This is a genomic window from Streptomyces kryoterrae, from assembly GCF_054072135.1.
Map to the genome: position 1 here is coordinate 1,505,108 of NZ_CM133358.1, position 21,661 is coordinate 1,526,768.

Sequence of the window (21,661 nt, forward strand, 5' to 3'; positions counted from 1 at the left end):
GCATGACGCAGGAGACTCCTCCCGGCTGGTATTCCGACCCCGGGCAGACAAGTGACGGCCCCGCCACCGAGCGCTGGTGGGACGGCAGGACATGGACGGAACAGACCCGTCCCGAGGGCTCGGCCCCCGCCTGGGGTCCACCGGTGCTGGCCGCCGGCGGAGCGTACCCGGCGTATCCCGACCAATCGCCGACGGGCACCCGGCGCGGACTGCGCACGGGCATAGCCGTCGCGGTGGCCATCGCCGTCCTCGCCGGCATAGGCGGCGGCGTGTACGCGCTGACCAAGGACGACGGCGGCAGCGGCAGCAACGTGGGTTCGCAGATACCGGGCGGCCAGGGCGGCACCGGCGGGCAGGACGGCGGCGGCCAGGGCGGTCCCGGTGGCGGCACCGGGGGTGGCCCCGGCGGCGGCACGGGCGGGCAGACGCCGGACCCGCAGCAGTCCGAGCCCTCCGAGAGCCCGAAGATCGACAGCGGTTCCGTGCCCGACTCGACCAACGGGATCAGCATCCCGATCCCCGACGGCTGGTACGGCCAGTCGATCACCGTGGGCGGGCAGGTGACCTCGGACAGCTCGTACAAGTGCCCGGGCGACACGACGAAGACCTGCACCAAGGGCGGGGCGTACTCGGCGCCCGCGCTGGCGCTGGGCACGTCGGGCAGCACGGCCGAGGCGGTCGCCAAGGCGGACATCGCCGCGAACGCCGAGGACTCCTACGGCGGTACGACGTACGGGAAGATCACCTCGCACGACGTACTGGCCTCGAAGGCGGTGACCGTGGCCGGGCAGAAGGGCTATCTGGTCCGCTGGAAGGCGGTCACGAGCAAGGGCGTCGACGGCATCGTCGAGTCCCTGGCCTTCCCCGCGCCGTCGAATCCCCAGCAGATGGTCGTGGTCCGCTTCGGTGTCGACGCCGACCAGAAGGAGTCGGTGATCGACCAGATAACCTCCGGCATCAAGGTCTCCTCGGCCGGCGGGAGCGGGCAGGACGTCTGATCCGCCGATCCGCACCCCGGCACGGTGGATGTGGATCGGCCGGGTGGGACGCCTCTCCGCTCAAGAGGAATCCCACCCGGCCGGGGGGGTGCGCGCCGCCCCCGTCCCCACGGGTCGGCGCGGACAGGTCACCGTCCGGACGAGTCACGGACGGCGGCCTGCGTCTCAGGTGATGCCGAGTGCGGGCAGCACCGCGGCCTCCACGAATCCGACGAGGTAGTCCGAGTCCGCGTACGTCCCCTCCAGGACCGGGCGGGCTCGCAGCACACCCATCATCTGCGCCGGTACGTACTCCAGCGCCGGATGGCCGGCGGGGACCTCGCCACGCTCGACCGCGCGGCGGATCATCTCGCGGAACGCGGCCAGCTCCGGTTCGACGATCGCGTCGCGCAGAGCCTCCTGGAGTTCCGGGTCCTGCATGGCGGCATGACCGAGGGCCTGCAGCAGCTGGGTGTCGTGCCCCGACGCCTCGCCGAGCGCCCGCGCCGCCGCACGCAGGTCCCCGGCGAGGGACCCCGTGTCGACGGCGAAGCGGGCACGCCGGCTGGCGCGCAGCGCGGCGGCCACGAACTGCGGCTTCGTCTTCCACTGCCGGTAGAGCGTCGACTTGCTGCAGCGCGCGCTGGCGGCGACGCCTTCCATGGTCAGCGCCTCGTATCCACACTCGCGGATCTGGACGAGCACGGCGTCGAAGTACTCCTGCTCACGCTCCGGCGTGATTCTGGAGCGGCGCGAGGCGACGACCGGTTCCGGTCCCTCCGCGGCCTGCGACGTCATGACTGCGCTCCCTGTCCCCGTGGTTCCCGTGGTCCCGGTTGTCGTTCCTTGCCGGGCGGCTCTGTGGCTTATTCCCGATTCCGGTGTGGTGTAAGTCCATCGATACGCCAGTGTACCGGTACGGATTCGTTTCGGTACACTCTCGTATCGGTACACCAACGTATCGATGAGACGAGCGCCCGTACAGACGAGTTCCCGCCCATCACGCACCACGTGCGCACACGCGCCACCTCAGCGAAAGGGCCGGGGGATGAAAGCCAGCACCGAGCCTGCCAAGGCAGAACCCGCCGGTATACGACGGCCGCCGCTCGTCCGTGAACTCCTGCTGGTAGCAGGGCTGTTCCTCGTCTACAAGTTCGGTCGGCAGCTGGCGACCGGGCACACCGTCGAGGCCTTCCGGAACGCGCGGCACGTCTGGGACTGGGAGCGGGCCCTGCACCTCCCCGGCGAGGGCGCCGTGCAGTCGGTGCTGCTGCACAGCGACACCGCGATCCACTTCGCGAACACCTACTACGCGACCGTGCACTTCCCGGCCACCGTCGGCTTCCTGGTCTGGCTCTACCTGCGGCGCCCCGCCCACTACGTCTGGGCCCGCCGGATCCTCGCCGCGGTCACCGGGGCAGCCCTCGTGATCCATCTCACCTTCCCGCTGGCCCCGCCGCGGCTGCTCGGCGAGGCGGGCCTCATCGACACCGGCCAGGTGTTCGGTCCGACGGTCTACGGTGCCTCGCCCGAGGCCGACACCCTGTCCAACCAGTTCGCGGCCATGCCGTCGCTGCACTTCGGCTGGGCCCTGATGGTGGCGGTCGGTCTGATCGTCGCGACCCGCTCCCGCCTGCGCTGGCTGTGGCTGCTGCATCCTCTGGTGACTTTGCTGGTGATCGTCGGTACGGCGAACCACTACTGGCTCGACGCGATCGTGGCCTCGGCCCTGCTGGGTATCGCCCTCGCGGTCGTCCACGCACCCCACCGCACCGAGTCGACGGCGGGCGAGAGCAGCAGGCTCGCCCCGGCCGACGAGCCCGTCCTCGTGGGAGCGGCCCGATGAACGCCGCGACGCTCGCCGCAGTCGTCCTCTCCCTCTTCTCCGCCGTCGCCTACGCCGGCGCGGCGGTCGCCCAGGAACGGCTCGCCTCCCGCAACGCCGACGCGGGGATACGGCGGCTGCTGGCGACCGGCGCCTGGTGGGGTTCGGTGCTGCTCAACGCGGGGGGTGCGCTGCTGCATGTGGTCGCCCTCAAGTACGGCCCGCTCACCGTGGTGCAGCCGCTCGGCGCGCTCACGCTGGTCGCCGCGGTGCCGCTGGGCGCGCGGGTCGCCGGGCGCCGGGTCAGCGCGGTGGAGTGGCGCGGTACCGCCCTGACGCTGCTCGGCCTGGCGGCCATCCTGGTCACCGCGTCCGGTCCGGAGCCCGACGACGTCCTGAGTCTCCCGGAGGCCCTGGCGGTCGCGGGTACGACGATGGTCCTGATCGGGGTGCTGGCCCGCCCCGGCGCCCGGCCCGGCCTGCGGCACGCGAGCGCGTCCGGCATCGCGTCCGGGGTCGCCTCGGCGCTCACCCAGACGGTCACGGTCGCGGCGACGAACAGTTCGGGTCCGCTGATCGGCTGGCAGGTGATCGGGGTGGCGCTGCTGGTCGCGGCGTTCGCGGCGGGCGGCCTGATCCTGTCCCAGACCGCCTACCGGGGCGGCCTCGGCGGTCCGCTGGCCCTGGTGACGCTGGCCAATCCGGTCGCCGCGGCGGTGATCGGCCTGACGCTGCTAGGCGAGCGGCTCCAGGGCGGGGCCTCGGGTCTGCTTCTGGCGCTGGCGGGCGCGGGGCTCGCGGGGTGGGGTGTGGTGACGCTGTCGCGGGCGACACCGGAGCCGGTTCCGGTGTCCGTCCCGGTGTCTCCGGAGCGCGTCGTGATTCCGTCTGCGGCAGCGGCGGCTTCAGCTTCGGCAGCGGCTTCGGTCCTGGCCGACGAGGAGCATCCGGTGGCGTGGGTTCTCGCCCTGGAGGCCCATTCGGCACCCGTCGAACCGTCGTTGATGCCCCGGCAGCCGTCGGAGCCGGGACACCTCACATCACTGTGAACCGACCGGCCCCTGTGAACACGCTTGTGTACAGGGGCCTCGGTCGGTCTCTGTGAACCGACCCGTCCTCTGTGAACCGATCTGTCAGCCCAGGCCCCGTGAATCCTGCTTCAGCGCCGTGTCGACGGTCAGCGCCGTCGCCACCACGAGGCTCAGCAGGGGCTCGGGCAGCTGGTAGTGGATCTGCAGGACGTAGTTGTCCGCGGTCGTGAACATCGTCTTCGCCAGACCTTCCCAGGTCTTGGTGATGCGGGCGACCTCGTTCTCCGCGTGGTCGACGATCGCGAAGTTCCAGGCCCGCCAGTTCTCCGCCTTGATCGCGCCGACCTGCTGGCCACCCGCGTTGATCGCGAAGTTGATCTTCCCGATCATGTTCTGCTGGACGATCTCACCGACCGGCGAACCGTCCGGACGCTGCACGATCACGCGCGACTTCAAGAACTTCCGGGGGCGCGTCAGCAGCAGCACCGGCTGTCCGTGGGCGTCCCGGATCTCCAGCTTGTGCGTCATGTACTGGTCGAGGCTGGAGACGAACCGCAGGATCTTCTTCAGCGCGCTCTGTCCGACCTGGACGACCGAGCCGAGTTCCCGGCCCTGCTGGTCCATGACCTTGTACTCGTTGGTCAGCTCGATCAGCTTGGCCTTCTGGTTGACCACCAGCACCGGCTCGGTGAACAGCGTGCCGCCGCCCGCCCCCGCCGCGACCCCGGCCTGCTGCTGCACCTGCCGCTGCACCCGCGCGTCGGCACCGGCGGCGGGCTGCGGGGCGCCGACCCCCTTCTGGGGCTGCCCCTGGGGCGGACCGAATCCCTGCTGGGGCGGCTGAACCGGCGCCGCCTGCGGCTGCGGGGCCTGGGACTGCTGTGCCTGCTGCTGGTCGGTGTTGGTGTGGTCGGTCCACTGGGAACCGTCCCAGTACCGGAGCGTCTGGGGCGCTCCATGCGGATCCGCGTACCAACCTGCAGGTATGTTCGATTGCGTGGTCACCGGGGCACACTACCGTGACGTGGCTGGCTGACAACCATGTCCCGGTCAAAGCACCCCGGGCCCGCTTCACCCTCTCAGCAGGTCACGATCGCCGGATCGCTCACACCCGCCCGGCCGTTCTCCACGTGGCCGGCGAACCGGCGCAGGAACGACGCGTCGGCGTCCGAGGTGACCGTCACGTCGTACCACCGCTTGCTGGCCCCCAGGTCCACCCGGTGCCGCACGGTGGCCCCGGCCCGCACCCTGATCCTGCGCGAGTGTCCCCCGTACCCACTGCTCAGCTTCAACTCCACCGTCTTGGAGCCCTTGTTGCTGAGGGTCAGCTCAAGGTCGTCCCCGACGTGCCGTGCGGTCACCTCGGGGCCGGCGGCGCCCTTGCCCCGGCCCTTGAAGACGCGGAGGAAGCCGTTCGGGCCGTGCACCGTCAGGTCGTAGGCATCCTTCGAGTACGCCGAGTTCCAGGTGTCGGAGACGGTCTTGCCGGCGCCGGTGGTGTACGCCCACGGGCCGTCGGTGCGGTTGCCGGAGGTCACGAGGAAGGAGGCGCCGGCGTGGGCTCCGGAGGCGAAGGCGAGCGTGAACTTTCCGGCCGCCAGGTCTGCCGAACCGTCCACGTACGGGACGTACTTGAGCGGACGGGCCGGGCGCAGGCCGCGCTCCTGCCGGGGCAGGACGGGGTTGGCGGGCGGGACCGGGACGTAGTCCGGGTGGCGGTCCTTGTCCGGCGGCTGGTAACCGTCGGTGTCGGGGAGGGCCACCGGCCTGGTGTCCTTGCGGGCGAAGTCGAAGGCGGCCGTCAGGTCGCCGCAGACCGCGCGCCGCCAGGGCGAGATGTTGGGCTCGTGCACGCCGAAGCGGCTCTCCATGAACCGGATGATCGACGTGTGGTCGAGCGTCTCCGAGCAGACGAACCCGCCCTTGCTCCAGGGCGAGACGACCAGCATCGGCACCCGCTGCCCGAGCCCGTAGGTACCGGCCGCGTGACGGCTGTCGCCCTTGAACAGGTCCGGGCCGACGTCGACCGTCGACTTGCCCTGCGCGTCCGACTGGGGCGGGAACGGCGGCACGAGGTGGTCGAAGAAGCCGTCGTTCTCGTCGTACGTGATGAACAGGGCGGTCTTCGCCCACACCTCGGGGTCGGAGGTGAGCGCGTCCAGGACCTGGGCGATGTACCAGGCGCCGTAGTTCGCGGGCCAGTTGGGGTGCTCGGTGAAGGCCTCGGGGGCGACGATCCAGGAGACCTGCGGCAGCTTGCCCCCTGACACGTCTGCCTTGAGCTGGTCGAAGAAGCCCTCGCCCTTGCGGGCGTCGGTGCCGGTGCGGGCCTTGTCGTAGAGGGGGTCGCCGGGCTTCGCGTCGCGGTACTGGTCGAAGTAGAGGAGCGAGTTGTCGCCGTAGTTGCCCCGGTAGGCGTCCGAGATCCAGCCCCAGGAGCCGGCCGCGTCGAGCCCGTCACCGACATCCTGGTAGATCTTCCAGGACACGCCCGCCTTTTCGAGACGCTCCGGGTACGTCGTCCAGCTGTACCCCACCTCGTCGTTACCGAGGACGGGCCCGCCGCCCTTACCGTCGTTGCCCGTGTAGCCCGTCCACATGTAGTAGCGGTTCGGGTCGGTGGAGCCGATGAACGAGCAGTGGTACGCGTCGCAGATGGTGAAGGAGTCGGCCAGCGCGTAGTGGAACGGGATGTCCTTGCGGTTCAGGTAGGCCATCGTCGTCGAGGACTTGGCCTGGATCCACTTGTCGTACTTGCCGTTGTTGAAGGCGACGTGCCCGTCGCTCCAGCCGTGCGGGAGGTCCTGGATGAAGGCCAGCCCGAGGTCGTCGGCGTCCGGGCGGAAGGGCAGTACGTCCTTGGTGCCGTCCGACTGGTGCCACACCGACTTGCCGTTCACCTGGGTGACCGGGTGCGGGTCGCCGAAGCCCCGGACTCCGCGCAGCGAACCGAAGTAGTGGTCGAAGGACCGGTTCTCCTGCATGAGGACGACGATGTGCTCGACGTCCTTGATCGTCCCGGTGCGGTGGTGCGCGGGGAGGGCGGCAGCGCGCTCGATGCTGCTGGAGAGCGCGGTGAACGCCGTGGTCGCGCCCGCGAGTTGGAGGAAGTGGCGCCGGTTGACTTCGGGCATGGGGGAGGAGCCTCTCGTCCTGATGACGGCATTGGGTAAAACGTGACGGAATGCGCGCGCCTGGAGTTTCCCAGGGGTACCGAACGGCACGGAAGGGTCCGGTGGCATCCGCGTGAAGGTCATCGGTACGTGAGATGTGGGGCGGGCCAAGGCCGGCCCAGGAAACCCCCACGGAAGCGTCCAGGCGGTTGGCGCTGATACCGCTGAGGTGGGTGCGGCGCCCGGAGACGTCGTGGCGCCACTCGGGCCCAACAGCGCGGGCCGGACCACCGCACTCTGGGCGTACCGAATCCCTTCCGTCAGACGGAAGGGATGTTGCGGCGCTGTGACGCCCTTCCCGACGATGTCACCACCGCAGACCGACGGGAGTCGCACCCATGCCGCACACGACCAGTTTCGCCAGGAACCAGTGGTACGTCGCCGCCTACAGTCACGAGGTGGGCCGGGAACTGCTCGGCCGCACGATCCTCGGTGAGCCCCTCGTCTTCTACCGGACCGAGGGCGAGGGGACGCCCGTCGCCCTGCACGACCGCTGTGTGCACCGGCGCTACCCGCTCTCCGAGAGCGGACTCGACGGCGACCGGATCGTGTGCGGATACCACGGCTTCACCTACGACACCACGGGTATGTGCGTGTACGTGCCCGGGCAGAAGCGCGTCCCGCGCACCGCCCGCGTCGCCTCCTACCCGGTGGTCGAGCAGGACGCCCTGATCTGGGTGTGGATCGGCGACCCGGCCCTCGCCGACGCCGGCACCATTCCGCGGGCCCGGCATCTGGACTCCCCCGGCTGGGTCACCGTCAAGGGCATGGAGCCGATCGACGCCGACTACGGCCTGCTCGTCGACAACCTCCTCGACCTCTCCCACGAGACCTACCTCCACGGCGGCTACATCGGCACCCCGGAGGTCGCCGAGACGCCGATCACCACGGAGGTCGACGAGGGTGCGGGCATCGTCCGGGTGAGCCGGCACATGGACGACGCCGAGTGCCCGCCGTTCTACGCCAGGTCGACCGGCATCGAGGGGCGGATCACGCGCTGGCAGGACATCGAGTACCACGCGCCCTGCCTGTATCTGCTGCACAGCCGGATCGCGCCGGTGGGTGTCCTGCCCGAGGCCGACGGCAGCGACCCGAACGGTTTCCACACCGAGATCACGTACGCCATCACGCCGTCGGCCGACGGGAAGGTGTACGACTTCTGGATGGTCTCGCGCGACTGGGCGACGGACGACGACGAGGTCACCGAGTTCCTGCGGGGCAACAACCACACCGTCGTCATGCAGGACGTCGACGCGCTCAACCTCCTTCAGCGGACGCTGGGTTCGGAGCGGTCCGGATACCAGGAGCTGAGCATCAACATCGACACCGGCGGTCTCGCCGCCCGCCGTATTCTCGCCCGGCTGGTCGAGGAGGGCGACAAGCCGGTGGAGAAGGTCCTGTGAGCGGCAGCCCCACAGGCGAGATCTACCGCATCGCCTGGCTGCCGGGCACGGACGTCCTGCACGGCACCTGTCACTGCGGCCGCGAACACAGCTCGCAGGACCCCATCGAGATGTGGGAGTGGATGCTCGCCCACCCGCAGGGACATCAGCCGCAGGCGGACCAGACGCAGGGAAACAGCTCATGAGCGTGTACGAGGCCGAACTCGTCGTCGAGCGGCGGGAGTCGGCCGCCGACGGCGTGCTGGCGCTCACCCTGCGGCACCCGCTGGGCGACGAGCTGCCGGGCTGGGAGCCGGGCGCGCACGTCGATGTCGTGCTCGGGCCGGAGCTGGAGCGGCAGTACTCACTGTGCGGCGACCCCGCGGACCGGTCGGCGTGGCGGATCGCGGTGCTGCGCGAGCCGGCCGGGCGTGGTGGATCGGCGTACGTGCACGAGCAGTTGGGGCTCGGTGACAAGGTGCGGGTACGCGGGCCCCGGAACCACTTCGCGCTCAAGCCGGCACCCCGCTACCGCTTCGTCGCCGGCGGTATCGGCATCACGCCGATTCTGCCGATGCTCGCCGCCGCCGAGGCCGCGGGCGCGGAGTGGACGCTGCTGTACGGCGGGCGCACCCGTAACTCCATGGCGTTCACGGAGGAGTTGGGGCAGTACGGGGACAAGGTCAGGTTCGCTCCGCAGGACGAGACAGGGCTCCTGGACCTCGACTCGGAGATCGGGCGGCTGCCGGAAGGCACCCTCGTCTACTGCTGTGGTCCCGGGGCCCTCCTGGACGCGGTGGAGTCGGTCTGCCCGGCCGGTGCGCTGCACGTCGAGCGGTTCGCTCCCAAGGCCCAACAGGGCGGTGTCGACACCGAGTTCGAGGTCGTCCTGCAGCGCAGCGGTCGTACGCTGACCGTGCCCGTCGAGGTGTCCGTGCTGGACGCCGTGCGCGGCGCGGGGGTCGAGGTGCTCTTCTCGTGCACCGAGGGCACCTGTGGCACATGTGAGACGGACGTGCTCGAAGGCACCCCGGACCACCGGGACTCAGTGCTCTCGGACGAGGAGCGGGAGGCGGGCGAGACCATGCTCATCTGTGTGTCCCGGTGCCGTGGTCCGCGGCTCGTCCTCGACCTCTAGAACCACCGTCCCGCCGTCCCGGTCCCGCCGGGGCGGCGACTCACACGGCAAAGGCATTGACCCTGCTTCACCCGGGGCTTTACGTTCCCGCTGAGCACGACCGAGTACGACCGAGCACGACCGAGCACGGCTGCGAACGACTGCGTACGTCCGCGCTGTCCGCGCACAACTCGCCACCACCTGGCACAACCTGTCGGAGTACCACGATCGGTCCCACAGGAGGAGTCTTGCGTCGTCTTTTAACCGGTCTCACGGCCGTCACGCTCCTGGTCACCGCGACGGCCTGTGGGTCGTCGGACGGTTCCGGTTCACCGGACGGCACCACGCCGTCCGGCGGCACCACCACTCTCAAGGTCGGCATCATCCCCATCGTCGATGTCGCGCCCCTCTATCTCGGCCAGCAGAAGGGCTTCTTCAGCGAGCGCGGGCTCAAGCTGTCCCTGACCCTCGCGCAGGGCGGCGCGGCGATCGTGCCGGGTGTCGTCAGCGGTCAGTTCCAGTTCGGCTTCAGCAACGTGACGTCACTGATGATCGCCCAGGCCAACAGCGTGCCCGTCGAGGCCGTCGCCAACGGCATCGCATCAACTGGTGTGCAGGGCAAGGACTTCAGCGCCCTCACCGTGAAGAAGGACAGCCCGATCAAGTCGGCGAAGGACCTCGAGGGCAAGAAGGTCGCCGTCAACACCCTCAAGAACATCAACGAGACCACGGTGCGCGAGTCGGTGCGCAAGGCCGGCGGCGACCCGGACAAGGTGACGTTCGTCGAGCTCGCCTTCGACCAGATGCCCGCCGCCCTCGACGGCGGGCAGATCGACGCGGCCCAGGTCGTCGAGCCCGCCCTCGCGACGGTCAAGAGCCAAGGGGGCCGTGAGATCGCCTGGCCGCTGGTGGACGTCGCGCCGAACTGCACCGTCGCGATGTACTTCACCTCGACCCAGTACGCCCGGAAGAACCCGGAGTTGGTGAAGAGGTTCCAGGAGGCCACCGCCGAGTCCCTCGCCTACGCCGACGCCCACCCGGACGAGGCCCGCCAGGCCGTCACGACGTACACGAAGATCCCGGCGGACGTGCTGGCGAAGGTGACCCTGCCGAAGTGGCCGGCCGAGGCGAACCGTGCGTCGATCGAGGCACTGGAGAAGCTGGGCGAGGCCGACGGTCTCTTCAAGCAGTCCCCCGACCTGGACAAGCTGCTGCCGTGAGGGGGGCGAACGCCTTGCTCGGTACGGCCCGGTCTCGTCGAGGAGGCGTATCTCCCGCCCGTCGCCCCGATCGCCGGCGGTCGCGGTGGGCGCCGGCATCGCCGTCGTGAACCTCGTCCCGGGTCTGCTCGGCCGGCACCACGGCCTGCGCGCCTCGGACCGGCGGGCGCCGTGAACCTCGTGAACCTGAAAGGGCGATCCATGGGCACGCTTCTCGATGTCACCGGCCTGAACAAGGTCTACGACGGTTCCGGGCGCCGGGTCGAGGCGGTGCGGGACCTCACCTTCGGCGTCGAGGCGGGTGAACTGGTCTGTCTGGTCGGGCCGTCGGGGTGCGGCAAGACGACGCTGCTGAAGTGTGTGGGCGGACTGCTGGCACCGACGGCGGGCCAAGTGACGCTCGCGGGGCGGCCGGTGAACGGACCGCCGCCCGGAATGGCCTTCGTCTTCCAGGAGTACGGCCGCAGTCTGTTCCCCCTGGATGCGTGTCGGCGACAACGTCGAACTCCCCCTCAGGCAGAAGAAGCTGACCAGGACCCGGCGCCGCGAGCTGGTCGCGGACGCGCTGCGTTCGGTGGGCCTCGCGGACGCCGCCGGGGCCTACCCCTGGCAGCTGTCCGGCGGTATGCAGCAGCGGGTCGCGATCGCCCGCGCGCTCGCCTACGAGCCCGACGTACTGCTGATGGACGAGCCGTTCGCGGCGGTCGACGCCCAGACGCGCGCCGATCTGGAGGATCTCGTACGGGGGCTGTGGCGGGAGCATGGGATCACGATCCTGTTCGTCACGCACGACATCGACGAGGCCGTGTATCTCGGTCAGCGGGTGATCGTCCTGTCCGCGTCCCCGACCGTCGTCAGGGAGGAGCTGGAGATCGATCTGCCGGACGAGCGCGACCAGTTGCACACCCGGGTCGCCCCCGCTTCGCCCAACTCCGTACGCGTGTGTACGAGCAGATCCAGGCGGCCAAGCGCGCGACACCCGCGCCGGGCCCGACCGACAGGACGTAAGGACAGGACCCGGGCCGGTGGACGGGCGGTGGCCCCGGTGCCGTCGACGACCTGAACGCCGACGGTTCCGGGGCCAGGTCCCGTCTCACGCCTCCGGGGCCGGCACCACGCTCAGGTGGCTCGCCGAGCGCCGCGGGCGGCGTGGTCCGCGTGGGGCGTCCGCCGGGCGCCGCGGCTCGCGGAACACCAGCGTCAGCCTCGTGTAGCCCATGTTCTCAAGGGACTCGGGGGTCTCGCCCACAACGCGGCACTCGATGGCGCCCCAGCGCGGGTCGGGGTGCAGCAGCGGTCGTACGGCCCCGTCGTCCTGGACGGCCTCCGCGCCGACCGCCCGGATCCAGTGCGGCAGGCCCTGCCGGTAGGCGGCCTCCATGATCGGGTCCTGGGCGATGTCCCGGCGGATGGCCTGAATGCCTCGGTCCTGGCCGTGCCGCTCCACGGCGGCGGCGAAGTGCGCGAGCATCGGCAGACACCAACTCGACTCGTGCTCGCCGAGGACCGTGCCCGCGTCCGGATGGAAGAGGACGAAACGGAGGAAGTTGTCGCCGGGCATGGCCGTGGGATGCGGACCGACGGCGCGGAAAAGTGTCTCGAACGCGGTGTTGGAGAGGACCACGTCCCAGCGGTGGTCGAGGACGACCGACGGAAAGGTCACCGCCTCCAGAAGCGTGGCGTAGTCCCGCAGGTACGCCTGGGCCTCGGGCCCCTCGGGGACGGGCCGCGGCGCCGGCCGCTGCCCTCCTGCCTGAAATGCCATCGGGAGGTCACCCCTCTTGCCTATGCGGCCTTCACGCGGCGCCCTGATCCTGCTGCCCTGGGACGAGCCGTGTCAACTATCGTGGCATTTCATGCCTGTTGACGGCTGAATCTGGCCACAGATGTGGCGAGAGCTGGATGTGAGTTCGAACAACCCGCTACTCTCTCCGGGCAGTTCACAACGCCTGACAAGGTCGCGGACGACGCACACGTCATGGACGGCGTACACGTCATGGATGACGCACACAGAGACACAAAGACCCAGAAGACGGTAGGAGACCTGTCGGTGACGGATGGCTACGAGGTTCCGGGCGCCACGGCGACGGTTCTGCTGTCCGCCGTCGTGGTCCGGGTCACCGCACTCGCGGACCGGCTCGGTGTGTCGCACGCCGAGGTCTTCCACACCGGGCGGCTCTCCGTCGCGTCCGGCGTTCCGGAGAGCGTCGTCAAGGTTCTGCTGAGCGGGCAGAGCGCCGGCGAACCCGACCTCCAGGCCCGTTTCCTCCAGCGGCTGGACCTGCTGCGCCGCACCCGCCTCAAGCCGAACGGCCGCAAGTACACGCAGCAGGAGATCGCCGACGGCGCCGGCATGTCGCGCCAGCAGGCGGGCGCCCTCATCAACGGCGACCGGCGCCCCACCATGGAGCACTGCGACGCCATCCAGCGCTTCTTCAGAGTGCACGCCGGATTCCTCACCGCGGAGGATCCCGAGGCGCTCGCGGGCGCCCTCCAGCGCTCCGAACAGGAGCTTCTCCAGCAACTCGCCGACCGTGAGCGCAAGGCGGCGAAAACCACCAGCGACCCGCTGGAGCGGCTGCTGCAGGACCACGGCGTCCGCGGAATCGCCTGGCGTGCCGCGCAGTTGCCCTCCGACCAGCACCGCGACAAGGTCGCCGAATGGCTGGACATGCTTCTGGAGAGCGTCAAGCGGCCGGAGTCGTGATCCGAGGGATGACTGTGAACATCGGCAAGGAAATGCGCCAGCTGTGCGGCGAGTTGGTGACCGAGCTGAGGCTCCCGGCACCGGCCGAACCCGCCGACCTCTACGCCGCGCTGTGCGACGCCATGAGCAGACGCCGCGGCCGCCCCGTGGTGTTCCGCGCAGCTCCCTTCCCGCCCGGCACGGCAAGCGGGTTGTGGCTCGACATGGCCGACCAGGACCTCATCGTGGTCGAGGAACGCACCGCGCCCGACCACCAGTTGGTGATCCTGGGGCACGAGCTGTGGCACATGCAGGCCGGGCACTGCGGCCACCACGTCGAGGGAGCGGCGGTCGCCGCCCGACTGCTCAGCGACACCGCGGACCTCCAGGCCACGGTCCGCAAGGTGGCCGCGCGCACCCGCTCCGACCTCGCCGACGAGCAGGACGCCGAGAGCTTCGGCCTGCTGCTGGCCAGCAAGTGCCGTACGTGGCTGGCCGGTTCGGCACGCCGGCCGCTACGGCGTGACCAGCTCGCGGGCCGGATCGAGGCCTCCCTGGGCTATCGCGGGCCGCAGAGCTGAGGCGGCGTCCGCCGTGAACGACTCCAGTTACTACGTGCCGTCCGCCGCGATGGTGATCGTCCTCCTCCTCAAGGGCCGGGCGGTGCTGCGCGCCTGGCGTGACCCGCTGCTGCGGTCGGTCTACGCGCTGCTCCTGCTGTCCGTGCTGGTGTTCTTCTTCGCGGCCCCGCCGACCATCGCGTGGGTCAACCGCGTCACCGCCGTGCCCAACTTCTCGGCGCCGCTGGTGTACTGCCTGCTGAGCGCGTTCAGCGCCTCCTGTCTGGTGCTGATCATCAACTGGCGCGGCGGCCCGCCCGAGGCCACCCGGCGCGCCTCGCGCCGCTGGATCGCCGGGTACGCGGCGGTGATCGTGGCCACGGCCGTCCTGTTCGCCCTCGGGGACGCGCCCGAGCAGCGCCTGCGCGACTTCGACACGCACTACGCCAACACCCCGTTCATCCGCGAGATGATCGTGCTGTATCTCGTCGCGCTCGCCGTCTCGAACGTCGCGATGAACATGGTGTGCTGGCCGTGGGCGCTCCAGGTGCACGGCTGGCTGCGGGTGGGGCTGCTCGTCATCGTGGCCGGCTTCTTCTGCAACATCGCCTTCGCGGCGGCCAAGCTGACGGCCGTGATCGCCCGCTGGAACGGCGGGAACCTCGACTATCTGAGCACCTACGTCGCCCCCGCGATGGCCGCCGCCGCGGAGGTCGTCACCGCGGCCGGCTTCTGCATCCCGCTGGCCTTCCAGCGCGTCGGGGACGTGTGGAGCACCTGGTCGACGTACCGCCGGCTGAGCCCGCTGTGGCGCGAGCTCGCACCCCTGTCGGACCACGGCGAGCGCGCGGTCCGGATCGCCTGGTGGTCCCCGGCCGAACTCCAGGTCACCCAGCGGGAGTCCGACATCCACGACGGCATGCTCAGCCTGTACCCGTACTTCGACCCGACCGTCCGCACGCGGGCCTACGAAGCCGCCCGCACAGCGGGTTCCTCCCCCGACGCCGCCCGGGCGGAGGCGGACGCGGCCATGGTGACGGCCGCCTTACGGGCCCGCACGGCGGACCCGGAGGGCACCGTGATCAGCGCGGCGGCAACAGCGAACGGCGGGCCTCCGTCGGCGACCGAGGGCCCCCGTGACCTGGTGGGCATGTCCCACGCCCTGCGCACATCACCGGTGGTCGCGGAGATACGGGAGGGGCGGGGGTTCTGAAGGGCGCGGAGCGGTGTCGATGCGCGGCCCCGCCGCGTGGGCGCAGCCGGCCACGACGGACCCGCACCCGAAGAACTAGGTCGCACTACGCTCGCTGACCTCCCGCAACCCCTGTTCCCTCACCTGCGCGGGCCGCCCGTCCACCAACAGCTCCCGCCAGTGCTCGCGACTCCACGCCGCCGGCGCACTCCCGCCGGTGAACTCCTCCACCAGTGCCACGAACCGTGCCGGATCGCTGTGGAACGGAAAATGGCCCGCCCCCTCGAATATCTCCAGCCGGCTCCCCGGCATCGCCTCGTGCGCCCCGTACGCGTGCCGCACCGGCACCACGCTGTCCCGGTCCCCCCACAGCAACATCGTCGGCATGCCCTCGGTGAGATAGCACCGGTCGAGCATCGTCACGACCTGCCCCCGCCAGTCGACCACCGCACGCAGCGTACGGATGAAGGCGTTGCGCGAGGTCTCGTCGGGCAACGCGTCCACCAGTGTCAGCAACTCGGGTGCGTCCCGCCCGAGATCGGTGTCCAGAAGCTTCATCAGTCCCACGACGAGCCCCACTTGGAGCCGCATCCCGGGCAACCGCAGGGCGGAGAGCGCGAGATGGGCGCCGGGCAGTGAGACCGCCCGCAGGACCGGGTTGACCTCGCGGCCCACGCCGCCCGCGCTGACCAGGATGAGCCGCTCGGTGCGCTCGGGGAACTGGTAGGCGAACTGCATGGCCACCCCGCCGCCGAGGGAGTGTCCGACGAGCGTCGCGGACTCGATGCCGAGGGTGGTGAGCAGATCGCGCACGCCGTTGGCGTAGGCGGCCACCGAGTAGTCGGCGCGTGGTTTGTCGGAGGCGCCGTGGCCGAGGAGGTCGGGGGCGATCACGGTGTGGCTGCGGGCCAGGTCCGGAATCAGCCCGGCCCAGGTCGCCGAGGAGTCCCCGATGCCGTGGATCAGGACGAGTGCGGGGCCCTCGCCGGCCATGCGGAAGGCCCGGCGGTACCCGTGCACGACGCGGTACCGCAGTTCCAGTTCGTCGTCGCCGACCGGTCGCAGCCGTACGGCGCGTGCCGGTCCGTGACGCGGGATGTCCGACACACCGCTCACCTCCCCGCTTCCAGTGCCATGAACTCCGTACCGAAAACCCTTTCCCCTCAGCGTAGAACCCCATTCTCACCAGGCGTTTCGAGAAGGTTTCGCCTCCGCTAACCGAGCGAACCGACGTGCACGGAAACGGGATTGTCAGTGGCGGGCGGCAAGCTGGGAGGTGCAGGGATGAGCAGAGATGACGCCGACATGGGGAGAGCCGTCCGATGCCGACCGCCGTACTGACCGACCGTGAGCGCACCGCCGTACAGGCCTACCTGCGGCTGCTGCACACCGTCCGCGCAGCCTTCGACGTACCGCCGGGGAGCCACCGGCCACCCGTCGTGCCGCCCACCGTCCTCGCGGAGGCGGAGGCGGCCCTCGCGGAGGCGGGTCTGACGGGCAACGAGGAGAGGTTCTTCCGGTTGCTCAGACAGGCCGGTGCGGCACACTGACCGCCGTCGCCAGCAGCCCGTACCGCACGGTCCAGCGCCCGTCGAAGTACCCGAGTTCCCGGCCGTCGACGACCGGTCCGGGGACCAGCAGCCGGGCCCGGAAGGTGCCGTACGGGTGCGGGCCGGGCCCGGCCGAGAACGCGATGTCGGCCTCGCTGAAGTCCAGCCACTTGCCGGTGAGCGGGAACCACGCCTTGTAGACCGCTTCCTTGGCGCTGAACAGCAGCCGGTCCCAGTGCACGCGGTTTCCGTGCGTGCCGGGGCCGTCCGCCGTCAGTGCGCGCAGGTGTGCGAGTTCCGTCGGCAGGGCCACGGACTCGAGGACGCCTTCGGGCAGCGGCTGGTGGGGTTCGGCGTCGATGCCGACGGAGGCCAGGTCGGTGGCGCGGACCAGCGCGGCGGCGCAGTAGCCCTCGCAGTGGGTCATGCTGCCGACCAGGCCGGCCGGCCACTGCGGGGCGCCCCGCTCACCGGGCAGCACGGGCTGCGGCGGCACGCCGAGCTTCTCCATGGCCCGGCGGGCACACGCCCGGACGAGGGTGAACTCGCGGACGCGCTTGGGCACCGCCCGGCTCACGAGCTCCTGTTCCGCGGGGTACAGCGTCCCGGCCCCGAGGCCGCCGGCCCCGTACGCTCCGTCGGGCGTCTCGTCACCGTACGTTTCCACGGCCACCACCGTGGCCGGAAGCAGCTCCTCGATCATCGGATCCGACCTCCATCGGCAGTATGCGGCGCAGCCTTCCCGGGTCTCCCGGGCGCTTCTGCCATTCGCGGGGGTAGCCCACTGACACTTCTTCGAAGCGGACGCCCTCGTGCCAGGTGGTCCGAGGGATGTGCAGATGGCCGTAGACCATGGTCGTGACGCGGAACCGGCGGTGCCAGTCGGCGGTCAGTGTGGTGCCGCACCACATCGCGAACTCCGGGTGCCACAGCACGTCCGTCGGATGCCGGTCCAGCGGATAGTGGTTGACGAGCACCGTCGGCAGATCGTCGGGCAGCTCGGTGAGCCGCCGCTCCGTCTGGGCCACCCGGGCCCGGCACCAGGCCTCACGGGTCGGATAGGGGTCGGGGTGCAGGACGTACTCGTCGGTGCAGACGATGCCCGTGCCCTCCGCGTACGCGAGCCCCTCCTCCTTGGTCGCGCAGCCCCGCGGCAGGAAGGAGTAGTCGTAGAGGAGGAAGAGCGGCGCGACGGCGACGGGGCCGCCGGGGCCCTCCCACACGGGGTAGGGGTCCTCGGGCGTCGTCACACCCAGCTCGCGACAGAGATCGACCAGGTGTTCGTAGCGGGCGACTCCGCGCAGGGTGACCGGGTCCTTGGGGTGGGTCCACAGCTCGTGGTTGCCGGGCGCCCAGATCACCTTGCGGAACCGGCCGGCGAGGGTTTCGAGGACCCAGCGGATGTCGGCCACCGACTCCGACACGTCGCCGGCGACCAGAAGCCAGTCGTCGTCCGTCCCCGGGCGCATCTGTTCGACCAGGGCACGGTTCTCCGGGTAGCCGATGTGGAGATCACTGATCGCCAGCAGCTGTCCGGCACCGCCGGCCGTCGTCTCCACCCCAGCCCCTTCCGCATCGGAACTCCGCCCCCGCGGGCGCGCGTTCGGATCAACAAGAACACATCCCCGACAGCCGGACAAGTACGGCTTCCGGGCCTCCGGACGCCCCTTCCGCGCAGCTCACCGGGCGGGCCGAAGATCATTACAGGTGACCACTGGTGGTGCACAACACAACACACGGGGTACTGCTGTCGATTCCGTAACACGCGCGTAGCAGTAACAGGGTCTGCGGAGCCTTATGATCGCCTCAACACTTCCGCCAAAAACCCGGTTCGCACCCGGGTGGCTTGTGGTGTTCCCAACTCTCCCCTGGCCGGGCTCGGCCCTGTTTTGCCGTGCCCGTGAACCTTGAAAGGTGGCCCTGCATGGTCTCTCGCGTACGCGTCTGGCTCAACCGCACGTACGCGGAGAACGTGTTCTTCATGGAACAGCTGCGGAGAAATCCCAGCGACCGCGCGGTCGAGATCCACGCCACCCACGGGGACGCCGACTCCCCCGTCCTGGCCGCCGCCGACACCGCCGCCATGGAGCCCGAGGGCCTGTCCCCCGCCGCGTACGTGGAGTACGCGCTCGACCAGTGCGACCGCCGCGAGATCGACGTGTTCGTGCCGCGTCTGCACCAGGACGCGATCGTCGAGCACCGCGCGGACTTCGAGGCCGTGGGCACCAAGCTGCTCGCGCCGACGCCCGAGGCGGTGGCCGTCTTCCAGGACAAGGCGACCGCGTACCAGGCCGTCGAGGCGGTCGGGGTTCCGGTGCCGCCGTGGTGGCGGGTACGGACCGCCGACGAACTCCTCGTCGCGGTCGAGCAGTTGGAGGCCGACGGCCACAAGGCGTGCTTCAAGCCGGCGGCGGGCGCGGGCGGGGTGGGCTTCCGCGTGATCACGCGCACCCCCTTCTCGATGTCGCACCTCAACGGGTTCCCCACCCCCTACGTCCAGTTGGACATGGTCCTCGACGTGCTGCGGAACACCGACGAGGACGTCGACTGGCTGGTGATGCCCCGTCTGGAGCAGCCGGAGGTGTCGGTGGACTGCCTCACCGGCCCCGACTCGCGCATCCGGATGGCGATCGGCCGCACCAAGAACGGCCGGCGGCGCGGCTTCACCCTCGACGAGGCCTGGCTGCAGCCCGCGCGGCTCATCGCCGAGGGCTTCGGTCTGCACCACCTGAGCAACATCCAGTTCCGGATGTACGAGGACCGGCCGGTGCTGATGGACGTCAACACGCGTCCGGCCGGCGGCCTGCACCAGCTCCAGCTGTGTGGCATCAACGCCCCTTGGGCGGCAGTGCAGTTGGCTCTCGGCGAGGACCCGGGCGACCTGGTGCCGCCGTTCCTCGGCCAGGACTACGCGGTGATCTCCGCGCCGCGCCCGGTGCGCGCGGTGTCGGCACACGCGGACGAGGTCCCGGCGCACACGTCCACGCTGCCCGCCGTACCGGCGCCGGCAGCCGTCGAGGAGCCGGTCACGGAAGCGGCGGCGGAGGCATCCGCGGGAGCCCCGGCGGCGGCCACCGCGTAGGAGCCCCTCCCGGAGCCCTTCTCCACCAGGCTCGTTCACATCGGTCTGGACCAATCGGCGCTGAGCATCTTGACAGCCCGACTGGTCCAGACCAACTTTGTTGCGCACCCCTCTGCACCTTCGTGCATCCCTCTGCACTCCCGAACACCCCCATCGCTTCAGGGAGATCGCGTGCGCTTCACACTCACCAGACACCGACTGCTCGCCCTGCTCGGCTCCGCCACCCTGGCCCTCGCCGGGGCGGTCGCCCTGCCCGGCACGGCCCAGGCGGCCAACATCCTGTCCAACCCCGGCTTCGAATCGGGCTCCCTCTCCCCCTGGACCTGTACCGGCAACCTCGGCCAGATCGTCTCCTCCCCCGTCCACGGCGGCACCAAGTCCCTTGCGGGGGCTGCCAGTTCGAGCGACAACGCCCAGTGTGCCCAGACCGTCACCGTCCGCCCGAACACCGCCTACACGCTCAGTGGCTGGGTGCGCGGCTCGTACGTCTACCTGGGCGTCGACGGCGGGCCCTCGACCTGGACGACATCCCCCTCGGCGTACGCGCAACTGTCCGTCCCCTTCACCACCGGCGCCGCGCAGACCACCGCCACGGTCTACACCCACGGCTGGTACGGCCAGGGCACCTACCAGGCCGACGACATCAGCCTCGACGGCCCGGGCGGTGGCGGCTCCGACACCCAGGCGCCCACCGCGCCCGGCACTCTCCGCTCCACGGCCAAGACCTCCTCGACGGTCTCCCTGGCCTGGAACGCCTCCTCCGACAACGTCGGCGTCACGGCGTACGACGTCTACCGGGGATCGAGCCAGGTGCTGAGCGTCTCCGGTACGACGGCCACGGTGAGCGGACTCTCGCCGAGCACCGCGTACTCCTTCTCGGTGAAGGCGCGGGACGCGGCGGGCAACGTCTCGGCGGCCTCCAACTCCGTCAGCGTCACGACGGACGCGGGTGGTGGCACGACCGGCTTCAAGCAGGCGGCGCCCTACCTCTACCTCGGCTGGGGCGACCCGCCGAGCGCGACCTCGGTGATGAGCGCGACGGGCGTCAAGTGGTTCACGATGGCGTTCATCCTCTCCTCCGGCGGCTGCAACCCGGCCTGGGACGGCACCCGCGCGCTGACCGGCGGCAACGACCAGAGCGTCATCAACTCCATCCGTGCGGCGGGCGGTGACATCGTCCCGTCGATCGGCGGCTGGAGCGGCAACAAGCTGGGCCCGAACTGCTCGACGCCCGAGGCGCTCGCGGGCGCCTACCAGAAGGTGATCGACGCGTACGGGCTGAAGGCGATCGACGTCGACATCGAGAACTCGGACGAATTCGAGAACGAGGTGGTGCAGGACCGCATCCTGGGCGCTCTGAAGATCGTCAAGGCGAACAACCCGGGCCTGCGCACGATCCTGACCTTCGGTACGTCGACCACCGGCCCGAACTACTGGGGCAACCGCCTCATCGAGCGCGCCTCTGCCCTCGGCGCCAACATCGACGTGTTCACGATCATGCCGTTCGACTTCGGCGGCGGCTCCGACATGTACACCAGTACCGTGAACGCCACGGAGGGACTGAAGACGAAACTGCGGTCGGCGTTCGGCTGGGACGACGCCACGGCGTACGCCCACATCGGCATCTCCGGTATGAACGGCCTGTCCGACCAGCAGGAGCTGACCAGCCCCACGACCTGGACGCAGATCCGCGACTGGTCCAACTCCCACCACATCGCCCGCCTCGCCTACTGGGCGGTCAACCGTGACCGGCCGTGCCCCGGCGGCGGAGTGGTGAGCAACTGCTCGGGCATCAGCCAGAGCACCTGGCAGTTCACCTCGATCACGGCCGGCTTCACGGGCTGACCGGCAGCGTGACGGGGCCCG

General features: G+C 70.3%; 20 protein-coding genes and 1 pseudogene. 14 read left to right on the top strand and 7 right to left on the bottom strand.

Going from position 1 to position 21,661, the window contains the following annotated elements:
- The first annotated feature begins 2 nt into the window (after window positions 1-2).
- The gene (locus tag ACW4TU_RS06155; RefSeq protein WP_457425395.1) at window positions 3-998 is read left to right on the top strand and encodes a DUF2510 domain-containing protein; all 996 of its coding nucleotides are present in this window, start codon (window positions 3-5) and stop codon (window positions 996-998) included.
- A gap of 165 nt (window positions 999-1,163) precedes the next feature.
- On the opposite strand, the gene ACW4TU_RS06160 is transcribed toward ACW4TU_RS06155, so the two are convergent.
- Entirely contained in the window at window positions 1,164-1,775 is a 612-nt protein-coding gene (locus tag ACW4TU_RS06160; RefSeq protein WP_457425397.1) for a TetR/AcrR family transcriptional regulator, read from the bottom strand.
- Window positions 1,776-2,025: 250 nt separating this feature from the next.
- Between ACW4TU_RS06160 and ACW4TU_RS06165 the strand changes: the two genes are divergently transcribed.
- Together ACW4TU_RS06165 and ACW4TU_RS06170 are read left to right on the top strand one after the other, a co-directional pair.
- Window positions 2,026-2,823 carry a phosphatase PAP2 family protein gene (locus ACW4TU_RS06165; RefSeq protein WP_457425399.1) on the top strand — a complete coding sequence of 266 codons (798 nt, stop codon included), beginning with the start codon at window positions 2,026-2,028 and terminating at the stop codon, window positions 2,821-2,823.
- Window positions 2,820-3,851 (top strand): DMT family protein, encoded by a 1,032-nt coding sequence (locus ACW4TU_RS06170; protein WP_457425401.1) that lies wholly within the window; start codon window positions 2,820-2,822, stop codon window positions 3,849-3,851. The genes ACW4TU_RS06165 and ACW4TU_RS06170 overlap by 4 nt, the downstream gene beginning before the upstream one ends.
- An 84-nt stretch (window positions 3,852-3,935) precedes the next feature.
- On the opposite strand, the gene ACW4TU_RS06175 is transcribed toward ACW4TU_RS06170, so the two are convergent.
- Together ACW4TU_RS06175 and ACW4TU_RS06180 are read right to left on the bottom strand one after the other, a co-directional pair.
- A complete protein-coding gene (locus ACW4TU_RS06175) occupies window positions 3,936-4,838 on the bottom strand; it encodes an LURP-one-related family protein (RefSeq protein ID WP_457425403.1) in 903 nt (300 codons plus the stop codon).
- Window positions 4,839-4,912: 74 nt separating this feature from the next.
- Window positions 4,913-6,967, bottom strand: coding sequence for a phosphocholine-specific phospholipase C (locus ACW4TU_RS06180; RefSeq protein WP_457425405.1), 2,055 nt, complete (start codon window positions 6,965-6,967; stop codon window positions 4,913-4,915).
- Window positions 6,968-7,344: 377 nt separating this feature from the next.
- Between ACW4TU_RS06180 and ACW4TU_RS06185 the strand changes: the two genes are divergently transcribed.
- The 5 genes and pseudogenes from ACW4TU_RS06185 to ACW4TU_RS06205 all read left to right on the top strand — a co-directional run bounded on the left by ACW4TU_RS06185 (window position 7,345) and on the right by ACW4TU_RS06205 (window position 11,733).
- Window positions 7,345-8,409, top strand: a complete 1,065-nt coding sequence (locus ACW4TU_RS06185) for an aromatic ring-hydroxylating dioxygenase subunit alpha (RefSeq protein ID WP_457425407.1) — start codon at window positions 7,345-7,347, stop codon at window positions 8,407-8,409.
- Window positions 8,406-8,594 (top strand): hypothetical protein, encoded by a 189-nt coding sequence (locus ACW4TU_RS06190; RefSeq protein WP_457425409.1) that lies wholly within the window; start codon window positions 8,406-8,408, stop codon window positions 8,592-8,594. Before ACW4TU_RS06185 ends, ACW4TU_RS06190 begins: the two co-directional genes overlap by 4 nt.
- Window positions 8,591-9,526: a PDR/VanB family oxidoreductase gene (locus tag ACW4TU_RS06195; RefSeq protein WP_457425411.1), complete on the top strand. Its 936-nt coding sequence runs from the start codon at window positions 8,591-8,593 to the stop codon at window positions 9,524-9,526. The genes ACW4TU_RS06190 and ACW4TU_RS06195 overlap by 4 nt, the downstream gene beginning before the upstream one ends.
- 227 nt (window positions 9,527-9,753) lie before the next feature.
- Window positions 9,754-10,725 carry an ABC transporter substrate-binding protein gene (locus ACW4TU_RS06200; protein WP_457425413.1) on the top strand — a complete coding sequence of 324 codons (972 nt, stop codon included), beginning with the start codon at window positions 9,754-9,756 and terminating at the stop codon, window positions 10,723-10,725.
- Between the two features lie 201 nt (window positions 10,726-10,926).
- A pseudogene (locus ACW4TU_RS06205) lies at window positions 10,927-11,733 on the top strand (ABC transporter ATP-binding protein).
- Between the two features lie 85 nt (window positions 11,734-11,818).
- Here ACW4TU_RS06205 and ACW4TU_RS06210 read toward each other — a convergent pair.
- Window positions 11,819-12,490 carry an MmyB family transcriptional regulator gene (locus ACW4TU_RS06210; protein WP_457425415.1) on the bottom strand — a complete coding sequence of 224 codons (672 nt, stop codon included), beginning with the start codon at window positions 12,488-12,490 and terminating at the stop codon, window positions 11,819-11,821.
- Window positions 12,491-12,775: 285 nt separating this feature from the next.
- Between ACW4TU_RS06210 and ACW4TU_RS06215 the strand changes: the two genes are divergently transcribed.
- From ACW4TU_RS06215 to ACW4TU_RS06225, 3 genes are read left to right on the top strand one after another with little or no spacing between them, the layout of a single operon-like run.
- On the top strand, window positions 12,776-13,432 hold the full coding sequence (locus ACW4TU_RS06215; protein ID WP_457425417.1) for a helix-turn-helix domain-containing protein: 657 nt from the start codon (window positions 12,776-12,778) through the stop codon (window positions 13,430-13,432).
- 32 nt (window positions 13,433-13,464) lie between these two features.
- Window positions 13,465-13,992 (top strand): toxin-antitoxin system, toxin component, encoded by a 528-nt coding sequence (locus ACW4TU_RS06220; RefSeq protein WP_457429949.1) that lies wholly within the window; start codon window positions 13,465-13,467, stop codon window positions 13,990-13,992.
- A 13-nt stretch (window positions 13,993-14,005) separates the two neighbouring features.
- Window positions 14,006-15,184 carry an MAB_1171c family putative transporter gene (locus tag ACW4TU_RS06225; RefSeq protein WP_457425419.1) on the top strand — a complete coding sequence of 393 codons (1,179 nt, stop codon included), beginning with the start codon at window positions 14,006-14,008 and terminating at the stop codon, window positions 15,182-15,184.
- Between the two features lie 75 nt (window positions 15,185-15,259).
- Here ACW4TU_RS06225 and ACW4TU_RS06230 read toward each other — a convergent pair whose 3' ends face one another.
- Window positions 15,260-16,270: an alpha/beta fold hydrolase gene (locus tag ACW4TU_RS06230; protein ID WP_457425421.1), complete on the bottom strand. Its 1,011-nt coding sequence runs from the start codon at window positions 16,268-16,270 to the stop codon at window positions 15,260-15,262.
- 215 nt (window positions 16,271-16,485) lie between these two features.
- Between ACW4TU_RS06230 and ACW4TU_RS06235 the strand changes: the two genes are divergently transcribed.
- On the top strand, window positions 16,486-16,713 hold the full coding sequence (locus ACW4TU_RS06235; protein WP_457425423.1) for a hypothetical protein: 228 nt from the start codon (window positions 16,486-16,488) through the stop codon (window positions 16,711-16,713).
- On the opposite strand, the gene ACW4TU_RS06240 is transcribed toward ACW4TU_RS06235, so the two are convergent.
- Window positions 16,688-17,416: a 4'-phosphopantetheinyl transferase family protein gene (locus ACW4TU_RS06240; protein WP_457425425.1), complete on the bottom strand. Its 729-nt coding sequence runs from the start codon at window positions 17,414-17,416 to the stop codon at window positions 16,688-16,690. The two genes, ACW4TU_RS06235 and ACW4TU_RS06240, sit on opposite strands and share 26 nt — an antisense overlap.
- Window positions 17,364-18,272: a metallophosphoesterase family protein gene (locus ACW4TU_RS06245; protein ID WP_457425427.1), complete on the bottom strand. Its 909-nt coding sequence runs from the start codon at window positions 18,270-18,272 to the stop codon at window positions 17,364-17,366. Before ACW4TU_RS06245 ends, ACW4TU_RS06240 begins: the two co-directional genes overlap by 53 nt.
- A gap of 365 nt (window positions 18,273-18,637) precedes the next feature.
- Between ACW4TU_RS06245 and ACW4TU_RS06250 the strand changes: the two genes are divergently transcribed.
- Both ACW4TU_RS06250 and ACW4TU_RS06255 read left to right on the top strand, forming a co-directional pair.
- A complete protein-coding gene (locus ACW4TU_RS06250; RefSeq protein ID WP_457425429.1) occupies window positions 18,638-19,795 on the top strand; it encodes an ATP-grasp domain-containing protein in 1,158 nt (385 codons plus the stop codon).
- Between the two features lie 171 nt (window positions 19,796-19,966).
- Window positions 19,967-21,640: a carbohydrate binding domain-containing protein gene (locus ACW4TU_RS06255; RefSeq protein ID WP_457425431.1), complete on the top strand. Its 1,674-nt coding sequence runs from the start codon at window positions 19,967-19,969 to the stop codon at window positions 21,638-21,640.
- Window positions 21,641-21,661: the final 21 nt, after the last annotated feature.